The following is a 15,498-nucleotide window of genomic DNA, read 5'->3' as shown; positions in this document are numbered from 1 at the left end:
TGACCGGACGACCGCCCGGCCCTGGCACGGTGCACGGATTCGTGACCGTACGGACAGCGCGGGCTCGTCTAGGCTCGCCGGTGTGGACGACGAGGGCGTGCCGGCAGTCCGGGTGATGGTGGTCGACGACCATCCGATGTGGAGGGAAGGGGTGGCCCGCGACCTCACCGAGGCCGGTTACCACGTCGTCGCCACCACCGGGGAGGGGCGGCAGGCGGTCCGGGTCGCCCCGGCCACCCGACCCGACGTCGTCGTACTCGACCTGCAACTGCCGGACGTCTCCGGCGTCGAGGTGCTCCGGGCACTGCTGACCGAACTGCCCGGGGTGCGGGTGCTGATGCTCTCGGCCAGCGGCGAACAGCAGGACGTGCTCGACGCGGTGAAGGCCGGGGCCACCGGCTACCTGCTCAAGTCGGCCGGTCCGGCGGAGTTCCTGGACGCGGTCCGGCGTACCGCCGCCGGGGATGCCGTCTTCACGCCGGGGCTGGCCGGTCTGGTACTCGGGGAGTACCGGCGGATCGCCGCCGCGCCGGCACCCCCCGGCGACGACCTGCCCCGGCTCACCGAACGGGAGACCGAGGTGCTCCGGCTGGTCGCCAAGGGGATGTCCTACCGGCAGATCGCCGGGCGGCTCGGGCTGTCGCACCGTACGGTGCAGAACCACGTACAGAACACGCTCGGCAAGCTGCAACTGCACAACCGGGTCGAACTCACCCGCTACGCCATCGAGCAGGGGCTCGACGACTGATCGACTGCGGAGGCCGGTGATCGGTTGGGGAGGCCGGGTCAGGGCGGCGGCGGGGTCTCGTTGATCGCCAACTCCTCGGCGCTCGCACCGCCGCCCGCCGTACCCCGGTCGAAGGCGACCGAGTCGGTCTCGTCGTCGTCCCGGGCACCCTCGTCCGGCTCCACCAGCCGACCGACCGGACCGCCGCCCGGCGCGTCGCCCAGCCTGCCGTGGTCGTAGATCGACACCGGGGAGTGCGGGTCGGAGCTGGGACCCGCGTCCAGCACGTCCGCGTCGAGCTGTGCCTCGGCGGCGGCCTCGTCACTGTCCGCCTCGCCGGAGATCGCCTGGTCGACCGGGCCGGCCCGCGGATCGTCCACCGGCAGTTCGGGGCGCTCCTGGCCGAGCTTGTAGTCCAGCGGCTCGCCGTCCGCCTGCTCCTCGGCGGTGTTGCCGTACCGGTCCACCGCCAGCGGCCGGTCGGCGGGAAGCGCGGCGGGATCCCAGCCGTCCGCCTCCCGACCGGTCGCGACGTCGTCACCGGCCGTCGAGTCGTCGTCGGCGGTGTCGGGCAGGCCCTCCGCCTCCGGGTCGGACACGGGCGTCGGAAACTCGTCATCGCGCATGACAGGTCACTACCCGTTCCCCGGGTACCCGTAACCGGGCGAAGCCGGACCGTGCGCCCCGCCGCCGCGCTGTTCCGGGGCAGATGTGGGCCGATGCGGGACCGGCGGATCCGGTGGGACTCGCCCACCGCGCAAGCCGGCCGGCCCGGTGCGGGTTAGCCGGCGGCGAAACGGGAAGGACGGCGGCGGCGCGGTCGGTGACCGGCTCCCGCGACGCCGGCCGTCGGCGACGGGTGGTCGGGCCGGTGGGGTCGGCGGACCGGTTTGCCAGGTTTCCGCTCGGCCCGCCGTGGTTAATGGGAGCCTCTGATCGAACGGCCCTAGCCCGCCGTAGCCGTCGCTGGAGGTGACCGATGCGCGTTGGCCTCGTCTGCGCACACGCCGGCCCGCCGCCGGAGCGTCGCGGCCAGTTCGCCGGTACCCACCAGCACGTGGCCCGGGTGGCCGCCGAGCTGACCGGACGGGGCCACGACGTGCGGGTGTACGAGCGGCTCGACGACCCGGACGTGCCGCCGAGTACCGAGATCGGCGGCTATCGGGTGGAACGGGTGCCGGTGGGTCCGTCCCGGCGTACCGCCACCGGCGAACTGGTGCCGCACGTGCCGGAACTCGGCCGCTGGCTGACCGACCGCTGGGCCGGGAACTGGGCGCCGGAGGTGGTGCACGGGCACTTCTGGATCGGCGGACTGGCGGCGGCCAGCGCCGTCCGGGACAGCGTCATCCCGGTCGTGCAGACCTTCCACTCGCTCGGCGTCGAGCAGCTCCGCCACCTCGGCGAGGCGTACCGGGGGCCGGGTGAGCGGATTCCGCTGGAGCTGGCGCTGACCCGGGCGGTCGACATGGCGGTGGCGCAGTGCACCGACGAGGTCGACGAGCTGACCCGGATGGGGTTGCAGCGCGCCTCCGTGGTGGTGGTGCCGGCGGGCGTGGACACCGAACTGTTCGCCCCGGAGGGCGAGGCGGTGACCCGGGACCGGCGACCGCGCATCCTGGCCGCCGGCGGCCTGGAGCCGGGACACGGGCAGGAGGACCTGATCCGGGCGTTGCGGCTGGTCGGGGACGTCGAGCTGGTCATCGCCGGCGGGCCGCCCGCCGACAACCTGGGCAACCACGCCGAGGCCCGCCGGCTGCGGGAGGTCGCCGAGCAGAGCGGGGTCGCCGATCAGATCCGGCTGGTCGGCTCGGTGCCGCACGACCAGATGCCGACCTGGTACCGCTCCGCCGACGTGGTGGCCTGCACTCCCCGGTACGCCTCCGCCGGCCGCATCCCGCTGGAGGCGATGGCCTGCGGGGTGCCGGTGGTCGGCTACTCGCTCGGCGGCATCGTGGACACCGTGGTCGACGAGGTCACCGGCCGGCTCGTCCCGCCCGGCGACGTACGCGGGCTGGGCGTGACGCTGCGCCGACTGCTCGCCGCCGACGCGGAGCGGTTCGCGTACGGGCACGCGGCCGTGGACCGGGTGCGGTGCAGCTACACCTGGGACCGTACGGCCAGCGCGCTGGAACGCCTCTACGAACGGGTGGTACGCCTCCGCCAGCCCGCCACGAGCTGACCGATTCCGGCCGCGCGGTGACGCTGGTGTCGGGGGACCGGGGTGACGGTCAGCGCCGGGGGACCGGGGTGACGGTCAGCGCCGGGGGACCGGGGCGATCGAGGTGGACCGGCGCCGGCTGGCGACCGCCGAGCCCGGCAGTCGTGGGCGGGGTCGGGTCGGCAGCGCCGCCCGGGGCCGCGCGGTCCGGTCCCGGCCACACCCGTCGGGCAGCAGGCCATGCTGGTGCTGTGGCTCGGCGTACCGGGTGAGGGCGAGCACCGCCACCAGGGTGACCACGAAGCCGACCCCGGCCAGCCACTCCCGGTCCGGCCAGATCCGGTCACCGAGCAGCAGCAGCCCGACGACCGCCGCCGGTACCGCCCCGGCGGCGTCCATCGCGGCCACAGCCGCCGTGGTCGAGCCGCGCTGCATCGCCAGGCCGAGCAGCAACTGGCCGACGATCGAGTGCACGATCAGCAGGTAGAGCAGGGGATGCCGGAGGAAGGCGTCGAACGAGTGCACCGAGGCGAGCGGCCGGGCGGCCACCGCGGCGGCCGAGAACGCCAGCCCGGCCAGCGCGCCGAGCGCCACCGAGCCGGGTACGCCGTGCAGGCGTACGGCGGGAAAGCCGAGCGCGCCGATCACGCCGAGCGCGACGACCAGCCCGACCACCCCGGCGGTCCCGAGTTGCCGGGACGGCGCCGGTTTCGCGGCCAGCACCAGCGCGGTGATCCCGACCAGCAGCAGTACCAGCAGCAGCACCTCGGCGGCCGGCAGTCGCCACTTGAGCACCAGCACCCCGAGCAGGGCGGTCACGCCCAGCCCCGCCGCCACGCTCGCCTGGACCAGGAAGAGCGGCAGGTCGCGCCGGGCCAGGAAGGCGAGGACGAAGCCGAGCATCTGGCAGGTCAGCCCGACCAGATAGCTGCGGTGCCCGGCCAGCCGCAGCAGCAGTCCGGGGTCGAAGGTGTGGTGCAGGGTCGTCCGGGTCGCGGCCACCGACTGGAGCAGGTTGGCCACGCCGTAGGCGGCGATCATGGCCGCGAGGAAGCACCAACCGGGGGACACCACCTGGCGAGGATAGAGGCTGCCGCGCCGCTTCGCTCGGCCGCCTAGCCGAGCCGGTCGAGCAGATCCTGGTGCAGTTTGCCGTTGCTGGCGATCGCGCTGCCGCCGCCGGGGCCGGGGCGTCCGGCCAGGTCGGTGAAGGTGCCGCCGGCCTCGGTCACGATCGGGATCAGCGCGGCCAGATCCCAGAGCGACAGCTCGGGCTCGACCATCGCGTCGACCGCGCCCTCGGCGACCAGCATGTAGCCGTAGAAGTCCCCGTACGCCCGGCTCCGCCACACCGTCCGGATGATGTCGAGCATCGGGTCGAGCCGGCCGGTCTCCTCCCAGCCGTGCAGCGAGGAGTAGCAGAAGCTGGCGTCGGCGAGCCGGCCGACCCCGGAGACCCGGATCGGGCTGGCCGCGGCCTGGTGCTTGCCCGCGTACGCCCCGAGGCCGGTCGCCGCCCACCAGCGGCGGCCCAGGGCCGGTGCGGAGACCAGCCCGACGACCGGGGTGTCGCCGTCCATCAGCGAGATCAGGGTGGCCCAGATCGGCACCCCCCGGACGAAGTTCTTGGTGCCGTCGATCGGGTCGATCACCCACTGCCGGGAGCCGGCCCCGGCGGGCGGGGCGGAGGCGCCGTACTCCTCGCCGAGCACGCCGTCCCGGGGCCGGGTGCGGGCCAGGGTGGCCCGGACGGCCTTCTCCACGGCGGTGTCGGCGTCGGTGACCGGCGTCAGGTCGGGCTTCGCCTCCACGTGCAGGTCCAGGGCCCGGAACCGGGCCATCGAGATCGAGTCGGCGGTGTCGGCGAGCATGTGCGCCAGGGACAGGTCGTCCGCGTACCGGGCCATGGCGGAAACCTACTCGATCCGGTCCAGTCGGGTGCGTTAGCATCCCGCGCCGTGACGACCGAACCGATTTCCGACGCGTCCCCCGAAATGCTGATCGGCCTGCTGGCCGAGCCGGACCGGCTGGCGACCTTCGCCGCCGTGGTGCTCGGCGCGGGCGAGGCGGCCGAGGTGGCGGAGCGGACCGGGCTGCCCGCCCGGACCGTGCACGCCGCGCTGCGCCGGCTGGAGTCCGGCGGCCTGGTCGAGACGGTGGACGGCCGGGCGGTCGCCGTCGTCGGGGCGTTCAAGGAGGCGGTACGCGCCCATCCGCCCGCCTCCGGCGAGCCCGACGCGGAGCTGGACCCGGACCGGGCCACCGCAGCGGTGCTCCGGGCCTTCGTCCGGGACGGCCGGATCACCCAGATGCCGGCCGTACACGGCAGGCGGCGACTGCTGCTGGAACACGTCGTGACGACCTTCGAGCCGGGGGTACGCTACGCCGAGCGGGAGGTGAACGCCCTGCTCCGGGCCTGGTACGACGACTACGCCGCGCTGCGCCGCTATCTGGTCGACGAGGTGCTGCTGACCCGCCGGGACGGCGTCTACTGGCGCAGCGGCGGCCCGGTCGACCTCGACCCCGGCCCGACCGCCACCGCCCCCGACGGCCTGCCCGACTAGCGCCCCGACGGCCTGCCGACCAGCGCGCCCGACGGCCTGCCCGACCAGCGACCCGGGGCGGGGCTGATCGTCCCCGGACTACTCGATCTCGCCGGCCCGGGATGCCAGCAGCCGGCGGTACGACGCCAGCCGGCGCGGGTCGGCGTTGCCGGCCGCCACCCAGGCGTCGAGCGCGCAGTCGGCCTCGTCCGGGGTGTGCTCGCAGTTCGGCGGGCACTCGACGGTCCCCTCGACCAGGTCGGGGAAGCCGTGCAGCAGGCTCTCGGCGGAGACGTGCGCCAGGCCGAAGCTGCGTACCCCGGGAGTGTCGACGATCCAGCCGGGATGCCTGCGCCGGTTGCCCGGCAGCGACGGCAGGCGCAGCGCGACCGCGCTGGTGGAGGTGTGCCGGCCCCGGCCGATCGCGCTGACCGTGCCGACCGCCCGGTCCGCCTCCGGAACCAGCCGGTTCACCAGCGTCGACTTGCCCACCCCGGAGTGCCCGACCAGCACCGAGACGCGCTCGGCGAGCAGCCCGCGCAGCTCGTCGAGGTCCGAGCCGGGTTCGACGAGTACGTGCGGCAGGTCCAGTTCGGCGTAGTAGCCGAGTACCCCGTCCGGCGACGCCAGATCCGCCTTGGTCAGGCAGAGCAGCGGCTCGATGCCGGCGTCGTACGCCGCCACCAGGCAGCGGTCGATGAACCCGGTCCGGGGCGGCGGGTCGGCCAGCGAACTGACGATCACGAGTTGGTCGGCGTTGGCCACCACCACCCGTTCGAGCCGCCCCTCGGCGGTGGTCTCGTCGTCGTCGGCCGTACGCCGCAGCACGGAGCTGCGCTCGGCGATCCGGACGATCCGGGCCAGTGCCCCGGCCGCGCCGGAGGTGTCCCCGACCAGGGCGACCCGGTCGCCGACCACCACCGACTTGCGGCCCAGTTCGCGGGCCCGCATCGCGGTGACCGTCCCGCCGCCGGCCCGGTCACCCCGGCCGGCCGTCGGGTCGTCGCCGACCACGCAGGTGTAGCGGCCCCGGTCGACGGCGATCACGAAGCCGTCGACGGCGTCGGAGTGCTGGGGCCTGGTCCGGGTACGCGGGCGCGACGAACGCCCGGGTCTGACCCGTACGTCGTCCTCGTCGTACTCGCGCCGTTTGCCCGCCAGCTCCGCTCCCCGTCTCGTCGTCCGGCGGCGGCGGTCAGCGCGGGGGTCGGACCGGTCCCGGCTACTGGCGCCCGTCGCCGCCGGTCACCATCGTCGACCATAGTGCCGGGAACTCGGGCATGGTCTTGGAGGTACACGCCACGTCGTCCAATTCGATGCCCGGAACGGAGAGCCCGATCACCGCCGCCGCGTGTGCCATCCGGTGGTCGGCGTAGGTGCGGAAGGCGGCGCCGCGCAGCGGCCGGGGGCGGATCTCCAGCCCGTCGGCGGTGTCGGTGACGTCGGCACCGAGCCCGTTCAGCTCCCGGGCCAGCGCGGCCAGCCGGTCGGTCTCGTGGCCCCGGATGTGTGCCACCCCCCGCAGCCGGGACGGCGAGTCGGCGAGTACGGCGAGCGCGGCGAGCACTGGAGTGAACTCGCTGACGTCGGAGAGGTCGGCGTCCAGCCCTCGGATCACCCCGGTGCCGCGTACGGTCAGGCCGTCGGTGCCCAGGGTCACCTCGCCGCCCATCCGGGAGAGCAGTTCGCGCAGCGTGTCGACCGGTTGCAGGCTGCTGCGCGGCCAGCCGAGCAGGGTCACCCCGCCCCCGGTGACCAGTGCGGCGGCGAAGAACGGGACCGCGCCGGAGAGGTCCGGCTCGATGTCCCAGCCGCGCCCGGAGAGCCGACCCGGCTCGACCGCCCAGACATCCGGGGTGGTGTCGTCGACGGCGGCTCCGGCGGCCCGGAGCATCTGCACGGTCATCCGCAGGTGTGGCGCGGACGGGACCGGCGGGCCGACGTGCCGGACCACGATCCCGCGCGCGAACCGGGCCCCGCCGAGCAGCAGCCCGGAGACGAACTGGCTGGACGCCGAGGCGTCGATCACCACCTCGCCGCCGAGCACCTGACCGGCGCCCTGGACGGTCAGCGGCAGGCTGGCGCCCTCGGTGGTGTCGATGCGTACCCCGATGGAGCGGAGCGCACCGACCAGCGGGCCGAGCGGGCGGAGTCGGGCGTGCGGGTCGCCGTCGAAGGTGACCGGCCCCTCGGCCAGCCCGGCCACCGGTGGCACGAACCGCATGACGGTGCCGGAGAGGCCGACGTCGACGTGTGCCGGGCCCTGGAGCGGATTGGGCCGGATCAGCCACCGCTCGTCGTCCACAGTGGAAACGTGGGCGCCCATCGCGCGCAGCCCGCCGGCCATCAGCTCGGTGTCGCGGGCGCGCAGCGGGTGACGCAGCGTGGAGGGGCCGTCGGCGACCGCGCTGAGCACCAGCGCCCGGGCCGTCAACGACTTGGAGCCGGGCAGCCGCAGCGTCGAGGCGACCGGGTCGGTCGCGGTCGGCGCGGTCCAGGGTTCGAGCGGGCGGACCGCCGTCAGGTTCGGCACCGGTACATTCTGCCCCGCCGGCGGGCGTACCGGATCGGAGCCCCGGTCCCTCCCGCCTGACGGGACGGCACGGATGTCCCGGATCGTCTCGATCTCCAGTAGCCCAGCCGGCGGGGCGGTGGCGCGGGGTCGGCCGGCCGGCGCCGGAGGCGCTAGCGTGGCCACCATGTGCGGCAGGTACGCGACCACCCGTAGCGCGACCGATCTGAGTGCCCTCTTCGAGGCGTTCGACGAGACCGGTGGCCGGCTCGCCGCCGACTACAACGTCGCGCCGACCGATCCGATACCGATCGTGCGGGTCTCCGCCGACACGGGCGGTTCGGTCCTCTCCGTGGCCCGTTGGGGGTTGCTGCCGCACTGGGCGAAGGACACCCGGGGCGCCGCTCGCATGATCAACGCCCGCGCCGAGACGGTCGCCACCACCCGGGCGTACGCGGAGTCGTTCGCCCGGCGCCGCTGCCTCGTCCCGGCCGACGGCTGGTACGAGTGGGTCCGCCAGGACGGCGGCAAGCAGGCTTACTTCATGACTCCGCGCGACGGTGGAGTGCTCGCCCTCGCCGGACTCTGGTCGGTCTGGCGCGGTACCGGTGACCCGCTGCTCACCGCGAGTGTGGTCACCACGGCCGCGCTCGGCGAACTGGCCCTGGTGCACGACCGGATGCCGCTGCTGCTGCCCCGGGAGCGCTGGTCCGACTGGCTCGACGGCGACGACGACCCGGCCCTGCTGCTCGCCCCGCCCGGCGAGAAAACGCTGGCCGGGATCGAGATCCGGCCGGTCGGCAAGGGTGTCGGAGACGTCCGGAACGACGGCCCGGAACTCGTCGCCCGGGTCGCCGCCGCGCCGCTGCGGGCGTTACCAGAAGACCCGGTCGCATCGACACTGTTCTGACTTCGGAACCGCGTATTCGCCTGCACCGATTTGCCACTGTTCGGGGTGGATCGTCGCCCGGAGTTTTCCACACCTTTGCCGAGAGCCCTTGTCACGCATAGTGGTGGTGCGATAGAACACAGCGCCGGCAGTGGGTGTCAGCTCGCACAGGGCGGGCGACACTCATCGATCTTCGTCGGTCCCACGGGGGAGGTGGGTGAATGACACGGGCGCGGATGCCACGCCCGCACGAGGTTGCCGCGGCGCGTCGAGACCCGAGGTTGCTTCGGGCACTCAGCGAGCGGCGTCTGGACGATGCCTGGCGTACCCGGGGGGTGTGCCAGAGCGTGGATCCGGAGACGTTTTTCCCGGCACCCAGCGAGCCGGCCGACTCGGCCGTCGCGCTGTGCCGGACCTGTGACGTACAGGGTCCCTGCCTCGCCTGGGCGCTTGAGGTGGGTGACTGCCACGGCGTATGGGGGGCGACCACGCCGCGTGAACGCCGGGCGATGCTGGTCGCCTGGCGGGACCAGGTGGAGCGTGACCCGGACGCGGTCGGCGACGCCGGACCACCGGTCCGGGACCGTCTGTTGACCCTCGTCCCGCTCAGTTCGAGCCGCCGCTGACCCGTGCACCGCCGACCGCCGACCGGGTGCGGGTGGTGGCACCCGACCGGGTACCGGTGGTGACACCGGACCACCCACGCGACGGTTGCCATCCAGAGCACCCGGTCGACGGTTGCGATCCGGGCCATCCCGGTCGACGGTTGCCATACAGTGGCGCCGTGCGGCGCGGCGACGAGATCGACACTCCACGGGGCCCGGCCCGGGTGGACGTCGACCTGCCGCGTCCCGAACCGGGGACCCTGCTGGTGCTGGGTCACGGTGCGGGCGGCAGCGTGGACGCGCCGGACCTGGTCGCGCTCCGCGACGCGGCGGTCGGGGCCGGGGTCGCGGTGGCCAGGGTGACCCAGCCGTACCGGGTGGCCGGTCGGCGGGCACCGGCCCCCGCCGGCCAGCTCGACGAGGCGTGGGTGGCGGTCGTCACCGAGTTGCTGCGCCGGTGCCGCTCGACCCCCACGCTGGTCGTCGGCGGCCGGTCCAGCGGCGCCCGGGTCGCCTGCCGGACCGCCGGCGTCCTGGGCGCGTCCGGGGTCGTCGCGCTCGCCTTTCCGCTCCATCCGCCCGGCCGGCCGGAGCGGTCCCGGGCGGCGGAGCTGCGTACCGGGCTGCCGACCGTGGTGGTGAACGGCGACCGGGACCCGTTCGGCGTACCGGCCGTCGAGCCGGGGGTCCGGGTCGAGGTGCGGCCGGGCGAACGGCACGACCTGCGCGTCGACCCGGCGGGAACGGCCGAGCTGGTGGTCGGCTGGCTGCGAGAGCGGGGCTGGGCGGGCTGACGCGGCGGCGGATCGGCCGTTTCTGTCCCGCCGGGGTGATCGTTGCTCCTTCTGATGCCGGACACCGCCTGCGATTCTGCGAATCGGACGTGGCGCCCGGTTTCATCCTCCCAGGCCCTTCCTGGTCCCAGTCGTGGGCAGTCCGAACGGATCGGCCACGGCCGGGGCCAGGGATGGGCGGTGGACGGAATGCCTCGCCGGGCGCGGCGGTTACAACTCCCGGAAGCCAGTGGAGCCACAAGGGGGTTTGCCCGGTGTCGACCGAGACGCGGAGCCTGGAGCACGACCGCGAGGCGCGGTGGCCCGACCGGAGGCGGAACGGTCCTCCCTCCCGGTCGTCGGGTGACCGGCCCGGGGTGGGTACCGGCACCGCCCGAACCGAGTCGCCGGGCCGCGCTTTCCGCGTATCCTCGGCGGGACAGCCGAATAACGCTGCGGTGCTGGGGAAGAAGGTCACCGCGCCGGTTCGGTACCGAGGCGAGGGAGACGGCCGGTTGACAGCGGAGAAGACGGACGAGCGTAGGGCCCGGTTCGAGCGTGACGCGCTGCCCTTCGTCGACCAGTTGTACGCCGCCGGCCTGCGGATGACCCGCAACCCCGCCGACGCGGAGGATCTGGTCCAGGAGACCTTCCTGAAGGCGTTCGCCGCGTTCCACCAGTTCGAAGAGGGTACGAACCTCAAGGCGTGGCTCTACCGGATCCTGACCAACACCTACATCAACTCCTACCGTCGTCGGCAGCGGCAGCCCGTGCAGGCGCCCACCGAGGAGATCACCGACTGGCAGCTCGCCGAGGCGGAGTCGCACACCTCCAGCGGGCTGCGCTCGGCCGAGACCGAGGCGCTGGACCGGCTCCCCGACAGCGACGTGAAAGAGGCGCTGCAGCAGCTCCCGGAGGAGTTCCGGCTCGCCGTCTACCTCACCGACGTCGAGGGGTTCTCCTACAAGGAGGTTGCCGACATCATGGGTACGCCGATCGGCACCGTGATGTCCCGGTTGCACCGTGGCCGGCGGAACCTACGGAAGCTGCTTGAGCGCTACGCTGCCGAGCGGGGCTTCTCGTCCGCCCCGTCGACCAGGTCCGCTCCGGCTGGCCGGGAGGTGTGAGCGAATGAGTTGCGGTGAACCGCACGAGACGGACTGCCGTGAGGTCCTCACCGAGGTATACCTCTACCTCGACCTGGAGTGCGCGGACGAGCGGCGCAACCTGATCCGGGACCATCTCGACGAGTGTTCGCCCTGCCTGCGCGAGTACGGCATCGAGCAGGAGGTCAAGGCGCTGGTCGCGCGCTGCTGCGGCAACGAGACCGCGCCGGTCGAGCTTCGGGAGCGGCTGCGGGTCCGGCTGGCCGAGTTGGTCTTCGAGACCGACTCCCGCGAGTACCTCGCCGACTGAACCTTTTCAGAAAGGTTCACGACGCGGGCGATCGGTCGGGCCACTGACCGTCGTGGCGGATCGCCGGGCGGGCCGGGGTGGCGAGCGCTCTGCCGCGATCGCCGATAGATCCCGTGCCCCGCCCGGCCGCCCAGGCGTGGCGCCGAGCTCAGGAGTTGGGGCGCTTGCCGTGGTTGGCGGCGCTCTTCTTCCGCGCCTTCTTCTTCCGTGACTTCTTCGCCATGCTGACCTCCGTCGGTCTTCCGGGGGCGGCGCGCGACCGCCCGTTTCTGCTCGCGCCGGGCAATCCTCCCATGGTCGCCGTACGGCCCCGCCGAGGTGGTGTGCTCGGCACACCTCGCCCGGGAGTACACGGTCGGCACGCGAGTCCGCACACCCCCGCCCGCGAGTGCTCGGCGGGATCGCTCGGCGACTGATGGCCGCAGTGCCTGCCCCGGCGGTCGTCGCATGATTGGATACCGTCGCAGGGCACAGTCACGACGAGGGGGAACCCATGGCCGAGGAGATCCGCGCCGAGATGGTGGCGAACGTCTGGAAGGTCGTGGCCACGGCCGGCGACTCGGTGTCCGAGGGCGACACGCTGGTGATCCTCGAATCCATGAAGATGGAGATCCCGGTGGTGGCCGAGTCGGACGGGGTGGTCCGGGAGCTTGCCGTCAACGAGGGCGACGTCGTGCAGGACGGCGACCTGATCGCCGTACTCGAATAACCCGGCCACCTCCCCCGCCTGGAGGCGGGAAGAGCCACGAAGGGAATCCGATGACCGACCTGCTGATCCGGCTCGCCGAGCCGGCCGACTTCGACGCGGTCGCCCGGCTGACCGTGGCGGCGTACCGGGAGGACGGGCAGCTCGACGGCGAGCACGGGTACGAGGAGGCGCTCGCCGACGTACCGGCCCGGGCCGGTGCCGGTGAGCTGCTGGTCGCCGCCGACGAGGTGACCGGCGAACTGCTCGGTGCCGTGCTGTTCGTGCTGCCCGGCTCGGCGTACGCCGAACTGTCCGCGCCGGGCGAGGCGGAGTTCCGGATGCTGGCGGTGGACCCGGGGGCGCAGGGCCGGGGCGCCGGCAAGGCACTGGTCCGGGCCTGCCTGGACCGGGCGAGGTCACTCGGCTGTTCCGGGGTGGTGATCTGCACCCGCAGCTTCTCCACTCCCGCGCACCGGCTCTACGCGGGGTTCGGTTTCGTCCGTATTCCGGACCGGGACTGGTCACCGGCCCCCGGTGTCGACCTGCTCGCGCTGCGCCTCGACCTGACCCCCGCGCCGCCCGCGCTGGCGGAGTCGAGCCGCGGTTGAAACCCGGAGCCGCAAGCGAGCTGAACCCGGAGTCCCGCGCCGGAAGCGAGCTGAGCCCGGAGCCGGAGAGGCTTAGCCGGCCTCGGTGATCCGGCCGGTGTCCGCCTCGGATTCCGCCTCGCCGTGCCCGGTCGCCGGGTCCTCGCCGAGCCGGTCGAGCAGCTCGTTGGCGATCTCCAGCGCGAGTTCCTGCCGCTCCCTGGTGCTGATCTCGCCGCGCAGTGCGAAGAGACTGCCGTGTACGGCGAAGAGCGCCAGCGTCGCCCGGAGTTGCCCGGACGGCGTCGGGTCGGCCCGGGAGAGCAGCTCGGCGATCCGCAGCAGCCGGTCCCGCATGATCTGGCCGGAGGAGAGGTGCTTGACCACCGTCCGGTTCTGCTCGAAGAACTGCATCACGTTGCGTCCGTCGTCGCCGAAGAACTCCTCGGCGTAGCGGCGTAGCGTCGTCCGGCGGCCGATGGCGTCGACCGGCTGGCCCGCGGCCCACTCGATCAGCCGGTCCAGCCGGTCGAGCCGGTCGGACACGAAGCTGTCGACGATGTCGTCCTTGCTCTTGAAGTGGTAATAGAGGGCGGCCTTGGTAACGCCCAGCCGCTCGGCGATCTCCCGTAGCGAGGTCTTCTCGTAGCCCTGCTCGGTGAAGAGTTCCAAGGCCACGGCCTGGATCCGGGACCGCGTGTCACCTGTGCTGCCGGTCACCCGGACCACCTCTCGTAATCGCTTGACGGGCACCCGGCGACCAACTTACCGTACGGCAGGTAGAAACCACTAGCCGGGCGGCAAGTAAGCGAGTCACATTCAGGGGGAGCCTACCGATGACCACGATGGCGGACGCGCCGGCACGACCAGTCAACATCAGGGTCGTCCTCGGCGGCCTGATGATCGCGATGATGCTCGCGATGCTCGACAACATGATCGTCAGTACCGCGCTGCCGAGGATCGTGGGCGAGTTCGGCGGGCTCAACCACTTCACCTGGGTGGTCACCGCGTACGTGCTCGCCACGACCGTCTCCACCCCGATCTGGGGCAAGTTCGGCGACCTGTACGGCCGCAAGACCGTCTTCCTCAGCTCGATCGTGCTGTTCCTGTTCGGGTCGGCACTCTGCGGGATGGCCGGGTCCGAGCTGCTCGGCGGCCCCGCCGACGGGATGATGGAGCTGATCGCCTTCCGCGCGGTGCAGGGCCTCGGCGCGGGCGGCCTGATGGTCGGCGTGATGGCGATCATCGGCGACCTGGTCCCGCCCCGGGAGCGGGGCCGCTACCAGGGCATGATCGCCGGCATCATGGCCATCGCCATGGTGGCCGGTCCGCTGGTCGGCGGCTTCATCACCGACCACCTCTCCTGGCGCTGGGCGTTCTACGTCAACCTGCCGCTCGGCGGTGTGGCGCTGATCCTGCTGGCCACCCGGATGCACCTGCCGAAGTACCGCACCGAGCACCGGATCGACTGGTTCGGCGCCGCGCTGCTCTCGGTCGGCATCACCGCGATCGTGCTGGTCACCACCTGGGGCGGCAACGAGTACGACTGGACCTCCGGCCAGATCCTCGGCCTGGCCGCCCTCGCCGTACTCTCGTTGGTCGCCTTCGCCCTGGTGGAGCGGCGGGTGCCGGAGCCGATCCTGCCGCTGAGTCTCTTCGCCAACCGCAACTTCGCGGTGATCTCGGTGATCGGCTTCCTGCTCGGCTTCGCGATGTTCGGCTCGATGAACTTCCTGCCGCTGTTCCAGCAGACCGTGCAGGGCGCCTCCGCGACCAACAGCGGACTGCTGCTGCTGCCGCTGATGTTCGGCATGCTGGTGGTGTCGATCGTGGTCGGTCGGACGATCACCAAGACCGGCCGCTACCGGGCCTTCCCGATCGTCGGCGGGATCGTGATGACCGCCGGGATGGCGTTGCTGGCCATGCTCGACGTCGACACCGGCAAGCTGGAGTCCTCGCTCTACATGATCGTGCTCGGCGTCGGGATGGGTTTCCTGATGCAGACCTCGATGCTGATCGCGCAGAACAGCGTCGAGCAGAAGGACCTCGGCGCGGCGAGCGGCGCGGCCACCTTCTTCCGGTCGATCGGCGGCTCGTTCGGCATCTCGCTCTTCGGCGCGGTCTTCGCCAACCGGCTGGCCGACTCGCCGGCCGGGCCGATGATGGCCGGCGGTGGCGAGGGCGCCGGAGTCGACCCGGCCGCGCTGCGTGCACTGCCGCCCGAGCAGCAGCACGCGGTACTCAGCGGTCTCGCCGACGCGATCGGGGTGGTCTTCGTCTGGGCGGTACCGTTCGCGCTGGTCGTCGCGGTGCTGGCCTGGTTCGTCAAGGAGATCCCGCTGCGCGGCGGCCCGGCCGCCGGGGCCGACACCCCCGAGGAGCAGGCGGAGACCGCCCTGGCCACTCCACCCGTACGCTGACCTCCGACGCGGCGCCGCCTCCTGGTGACAGGGGGCGGCCGCCGTTGTTCCGCGGACCCGACCGGCGGTACCGGGGCGGCCGACTCGTCGGCGGCGGGGGCCTGCTCCGGGGCCGGCGGGGCTCGGTCGTGGAGACCTCGAAGCGACGCGGTTCAGCCGTGCGGGGCTCGGTCGTGGAGA

At 73.0% G+C, this 15,498-nt stretch carries 18 protein-coding genes; 11 read left to right on the top strand and 7 right to left on the bottom strand.

All coding sequences use genetic code 11. The annotated features are described in order from the left end of the window. The first annotated feature begins 115 nt into the window (after positions 1 to 115). Positions 116 to 748, top strand: coding sequence for a response regulator (locus Pma05_RS20640; protein ID WP_203859093.1), 633 nt, complete (start codon positions 116 to 118; stop codon positions 746 to 748). Positions 749 to 786: 38 nt separating this feature from the next. On the opposite strand, the gene Pma05_RS20635 is transcribed toward Pma05_RS20640, so the two are convergent. Then, on the bottom strand, positions 787 to 1,353 hold the full coding sequence (locus tag Pma05_RS20635) for a DUF5709 domain-containing protein (RefSeq protein WP_203859085.1): 567 nt from the start codon (positions 1,351 to 1,353) through the stop codon (positions 787 to 789). A 353-nt stretch (positions 1,354 to 1,706) separates the two neighbouring features. Between Pma05_RS20635 and Pma05_RS20630 the strand changes: the two genes are divergently transcribed. Beyond that, positions 1,707 to 2,906 carry a glycosyltransferase gene (locus tag Pma05_RS20630; protein WP_203859084.1) on the top strand — a complete coding sequence of 400 codons (1,200 nt, stop codon included), beginning with the start codon at positions 1,707 to 1,709 and terminating at the stop codon, positions 2,904 to 2,906. Between the two features lie 75 nt (positions 2,907 to 2,981). On the opposite strand, the gene Pma05_RS20625 is transcribed toward Pma05_RS20630, so the two are convergent. Both Pma05_RS20625 and hisN read right to left on the bottom strand, forming a co-directional pair. Further along, positions 2,982 to 3,926, bottom strand: coding sequence for a hypothetical protein (locus tag Pma05_RS20625; RefSeq protein ID WP_307836868.1), 945 nt, complete (start codon positions 3,924 to 3,926; stop codon positions 2,982 to 2,984). A gap of 74 nt (positions 3,927 to 4,000) precedes the next feature. Then, entirely contained in the window at positions 4,001 to 4,792 is a 792-nt protein-coding gene (gene hisN, locus Pma05_RS20620; protein ID WP_203859083.1) for a histidinol-phosphatase, read from the bottom strand. A gap of 51 nt (positions 4,793 to 4,843) precedes the next feature. Here hisN and Pma05_RS20615 point away from each other — a divergent pair, with 51 nt between their 5' ends. After that, entirely contained in the window at positions 4,844 to 5,449 is a 606-nt protein-coding gene (locus Pma05_RS20615) for a DUF2087 domain-containing protein (RefSeq protein WP_239312743.1), read from the top strand. A gap of 78 nt (positions 5,450 to 5,527) precedes the next feature. On the opposite strand, the gene rsgA is transcribed toward Pma05_RS20615, so the two are convergent. Beyond that, the gene (rsgA, locus tag Pma05_RS20610; RefSeq protein WP_239312741.1) at positions 5,528 to 6,475 is read right to left on the bottom strand and encodes a ribosome small subunit-dependent GTPase A; all 948 of its coding nucleotides are present in this window, start codon (positions 6,473 to 6,475) and stop codon (positions 5,528 to 5,530) included. A 175-nt stretch (positions 6,476 to 6,650) separates the two neighbouring features. Beyond that, positions 6,651 to 7,961, bottom strand: a complete 1,311-nt coding sequence (aroA, locus tag Pma05_RS20605; protein ID WP_203859082.1) for a 3-phosphoshikimate 1-carboxyvinyltransferase — start codon at positions 7,959 to 7,961, stop codon at positions 6,651 to 6,653. 166 nt (positions 7,962 to 8,127) lie between these two features. Here aroA and Pma05_RS20600 point away from each other — a divergent pair, with 166 nt between their 5' ends. The 5 genes from Pma05_RS20600 (at position 8,128) to rsrA (ending at position 11,623) form a co-directional block, all read left to right on the top strand. Further along, positions 8,128 to 8,850 (top strand): SOS response-associated peptidase, encoded by a 723-nt coding sequence (locus tag Pma05_RS20600; protein WP_203859081.1) that lies wholly within the window; start codon positions 8,128 to 8,130, stop codon positions 8,848 to 8,850. Positions 8,851 to 9,050: 200 nt separating this feature from the next. Continuing rightward, the gene (locus tag Pma05_RS20595) at positions 9,051 to 9,455 is read left to right on the top strand and encodes a WhiB family transcriptional regulator (RefSeq protein ID WP_203859080.1); all 405 of its coding nucleotides are present in this window, start codon (positions 9,051 to 9,053) and stop codon (positions 9,453 to 9,455) included. Between the two features lie 158 nt (positions 9,456 to 9,613). Then, complete coding sequence (locus tag Pma05_RS20590) at positions 9,614 to 10,228, top strand: alpha/beta hydrolase family protein (protein ID WP_203859079.1); 615 nt, start codon at positions 9,614 to 9,616, stop codon at positions 10,226 to 10,228. A 173-nt stretch (positions 10,229 to 10,401) separates the two neighbouring features. Further along, a complete protein-coding gene (locus tag Pma05_RS20585) occupies positions 10,402 to 11,334 on the top strand; it encodes a sigma-70 family RNA polymerase sigma factor (RefSeq protein WP_425567762.1) in 933 nt (310 codons plus the stop codon). Between the two features lie 4 nt (positions 11,335 to 11,338). Next, on the top strand, positions 11,339 to 11,623 hold the full coding sequence (rsrA, locus tag Pma05_RS20580) for a mycothiol system anti-sigma-R factor (protein ID WP_203859078.1): 285 nt from the start codon (positions 11,339 to 11,341) through the stop codon (positions 11,621 to 11,623). A gap of 148 nt (positions 11,624 to 11,771) precedes the next feature. Here the strand turns inward: rsrA and Pma05_RS44035 are convergent, their stop codons facing one another. Beyond that, positions 11,772 to 11,846: a 50S ribosomal protein bL37 gene (locus Pma05_RS44035; RefSeq protein WP_369814844.1), complete on the bottom strand. Its 75-nt coding sequence runs from the start codon at positions 11,844 to 11,846 to the stop codon at positions 11,772 to 11,774. A 270-nt stretch (positions 11,847 to 12,116) separates the two neighbouring features. Here Pma05_RS44035 and Pma05_RS20575 point away from each other — a divergent pair, with 270 nt between their 5' ends. Next, on the top strand, positions 12,117 to 12,332 hold the full coding sequence (locus Pma05_RS20575; protein ID WP_203859077.1) for a biotin/lipoyl-binding carrier protein: 216 nt from the start codon (positions 12,117 to 12,119) through the stop codon (positions 12,330 to 12,332). A 50-nt stretch (positions 12,333 to 12,382) separates the two neighbouring features. Beyond that, a complete protein-coding gene (locus Pma05_RS20570; RefSeq protein ID WP_203859076.1) occupies positions 12,383 to 12,919 on the top strand; it encodes a GNAT family N-acetyltransferase in 537 nt (178 codons plus the stop codon). A 72-nt stretch (positions 12,920 to 12,991) separates the two neighbouring features. Here Pma05_RS20570 and Pma05_RS20565 read toward each other — a convergent pair whose 3' ends face one another. Further along, positions 12,992 to 13,618: a TetR/AcrR family transcriptional regulator gene (locus Pma05_RS20565; RefSeq protein WP_203859075.1), complete on the bottom strand. Its 627-nt coding sequence runs from the start codon at positions 13,616 to 13,618 to the stop codon at positions 12,992 to 12,994. 116 nt (positions 13,619 to 13,734) lie between these two features. Between Pma05_RS20565 and Pma05_RS20560 the strand changes: the two genes are divergently transcribed. Continuing rightward, positions 13,735 to 15,318: an MDR family MFS transporter gene (locus tag Pma05_RS20560; RefSeq protein WP_372441517.1), complete on the top strand. Its 1,584-nt coding sequence runs from the start codon at positions 13,735 to 13,737 to the stop codon at positions 15,316 to 15,318. The last annotated feature ends 180 nt before the right edge of the window (positions 15,319 to 15,498 follow it).

It is taken from the genome of Plantactinospora mayteni, from assembly GCF_016862935.1.
In the GTDB taxonomy this organism is placed as follows: domain Bacteria; phylum Actinomycetota; class Actinomycetes; order Mycobacteriales; family Micromonosporaceae; genus Plantactinospora; species Plantactinospora mayteni.
Note: the sequence above shows the minus strand (reverse complement) of the source record. Positions and strands in the feature narration are given on the sequence as shown.

Bases quoted from the DNA above. Each gene is read 5' to 3' on its own strand.
- Pma05_RS20640 (WP_203859093.1), top strand. From the start codon at position 116: ATGGTGGTCGACGACCATCCGATGTGGAGGGAAGGGGTGGCCCGCGAC.
- Pma05_RS20635 (WP_203859085.1), bottom strand. From the start codon at position 1,353: ATGCGCGATGACGAGTTTCCGACGCCCGTGTCCGACCCGGAGGCGGAG.
- Pma05_RS20630 (WP_203859084.1), top strand. From the start codon at position 1,707: ATGCGCGTTGGCCTCGTCTGCGCACACGCCGGCCCGCCGCCGGAGCGT.
- Pma05_RS20625 (WP_307836868.1), bottom strand. From the start codon at position 3,926: ATGATCGCCGCCTACGGCGTGGCCAACCTGCTCCAGTCGGTGGCCGCG.
- hisN (WP_203859083.1), bottom strand. From the start codon at position 4,792: ATGGCCCGGTACGCGGACGACCTGTCCCTGGCGCACATGCTCGCCGAC.
- Pma05_RS20600 (WP_203859081.1), top strand. From the start codon at position 8,128: ATGTGCGGCAGGTACGCGACCACCCGTAGCGCGACCGATCTGAGTGCC.
- Pma05_RS20595 (WP_203859080.1), top strand. From the start codon at position 9,051: ATGACACGGGCGCGGATGCCACGCCCGCACGAGGTTGCCGCGGCGCGT.
- Pma05_RS20585 (WP_425567762.1), top strand. From the start codon at position 10,402: ATGGGCGGTGGACGGAATGCCTCGCCGGGCGCGGCGGTTACAACTCCC.
- rsrA (WP_203859078.1), top strand. From the start codon at position 11,339: ATGAGTTGCGGTGAACCGCACGAGACGGACTGCCGTGAGGTCCTCACC.
- Pma05_RS20575 (WP_203859077.1), top strand. From the start codon at position 12,117: ATGGCCGAGGAGATCCGCGCCGAGATGGTGGCGAACGTCTGGAAGGTC.
- Pma05_RS20570 (WP_203859076.1), top strand. From the start codon at position 12,383: ATGACCGACCTGCTGATCCGGCTCGCCGAGCCGGCCGACTTCGACGCG.
- Pma05_RS20560 (WP_372441517.1), top strand. From the start codon at position 13,735: ATGACCACGATGGCGGACGCGCCGGCACGACCAGTCAACATCAGGGTC.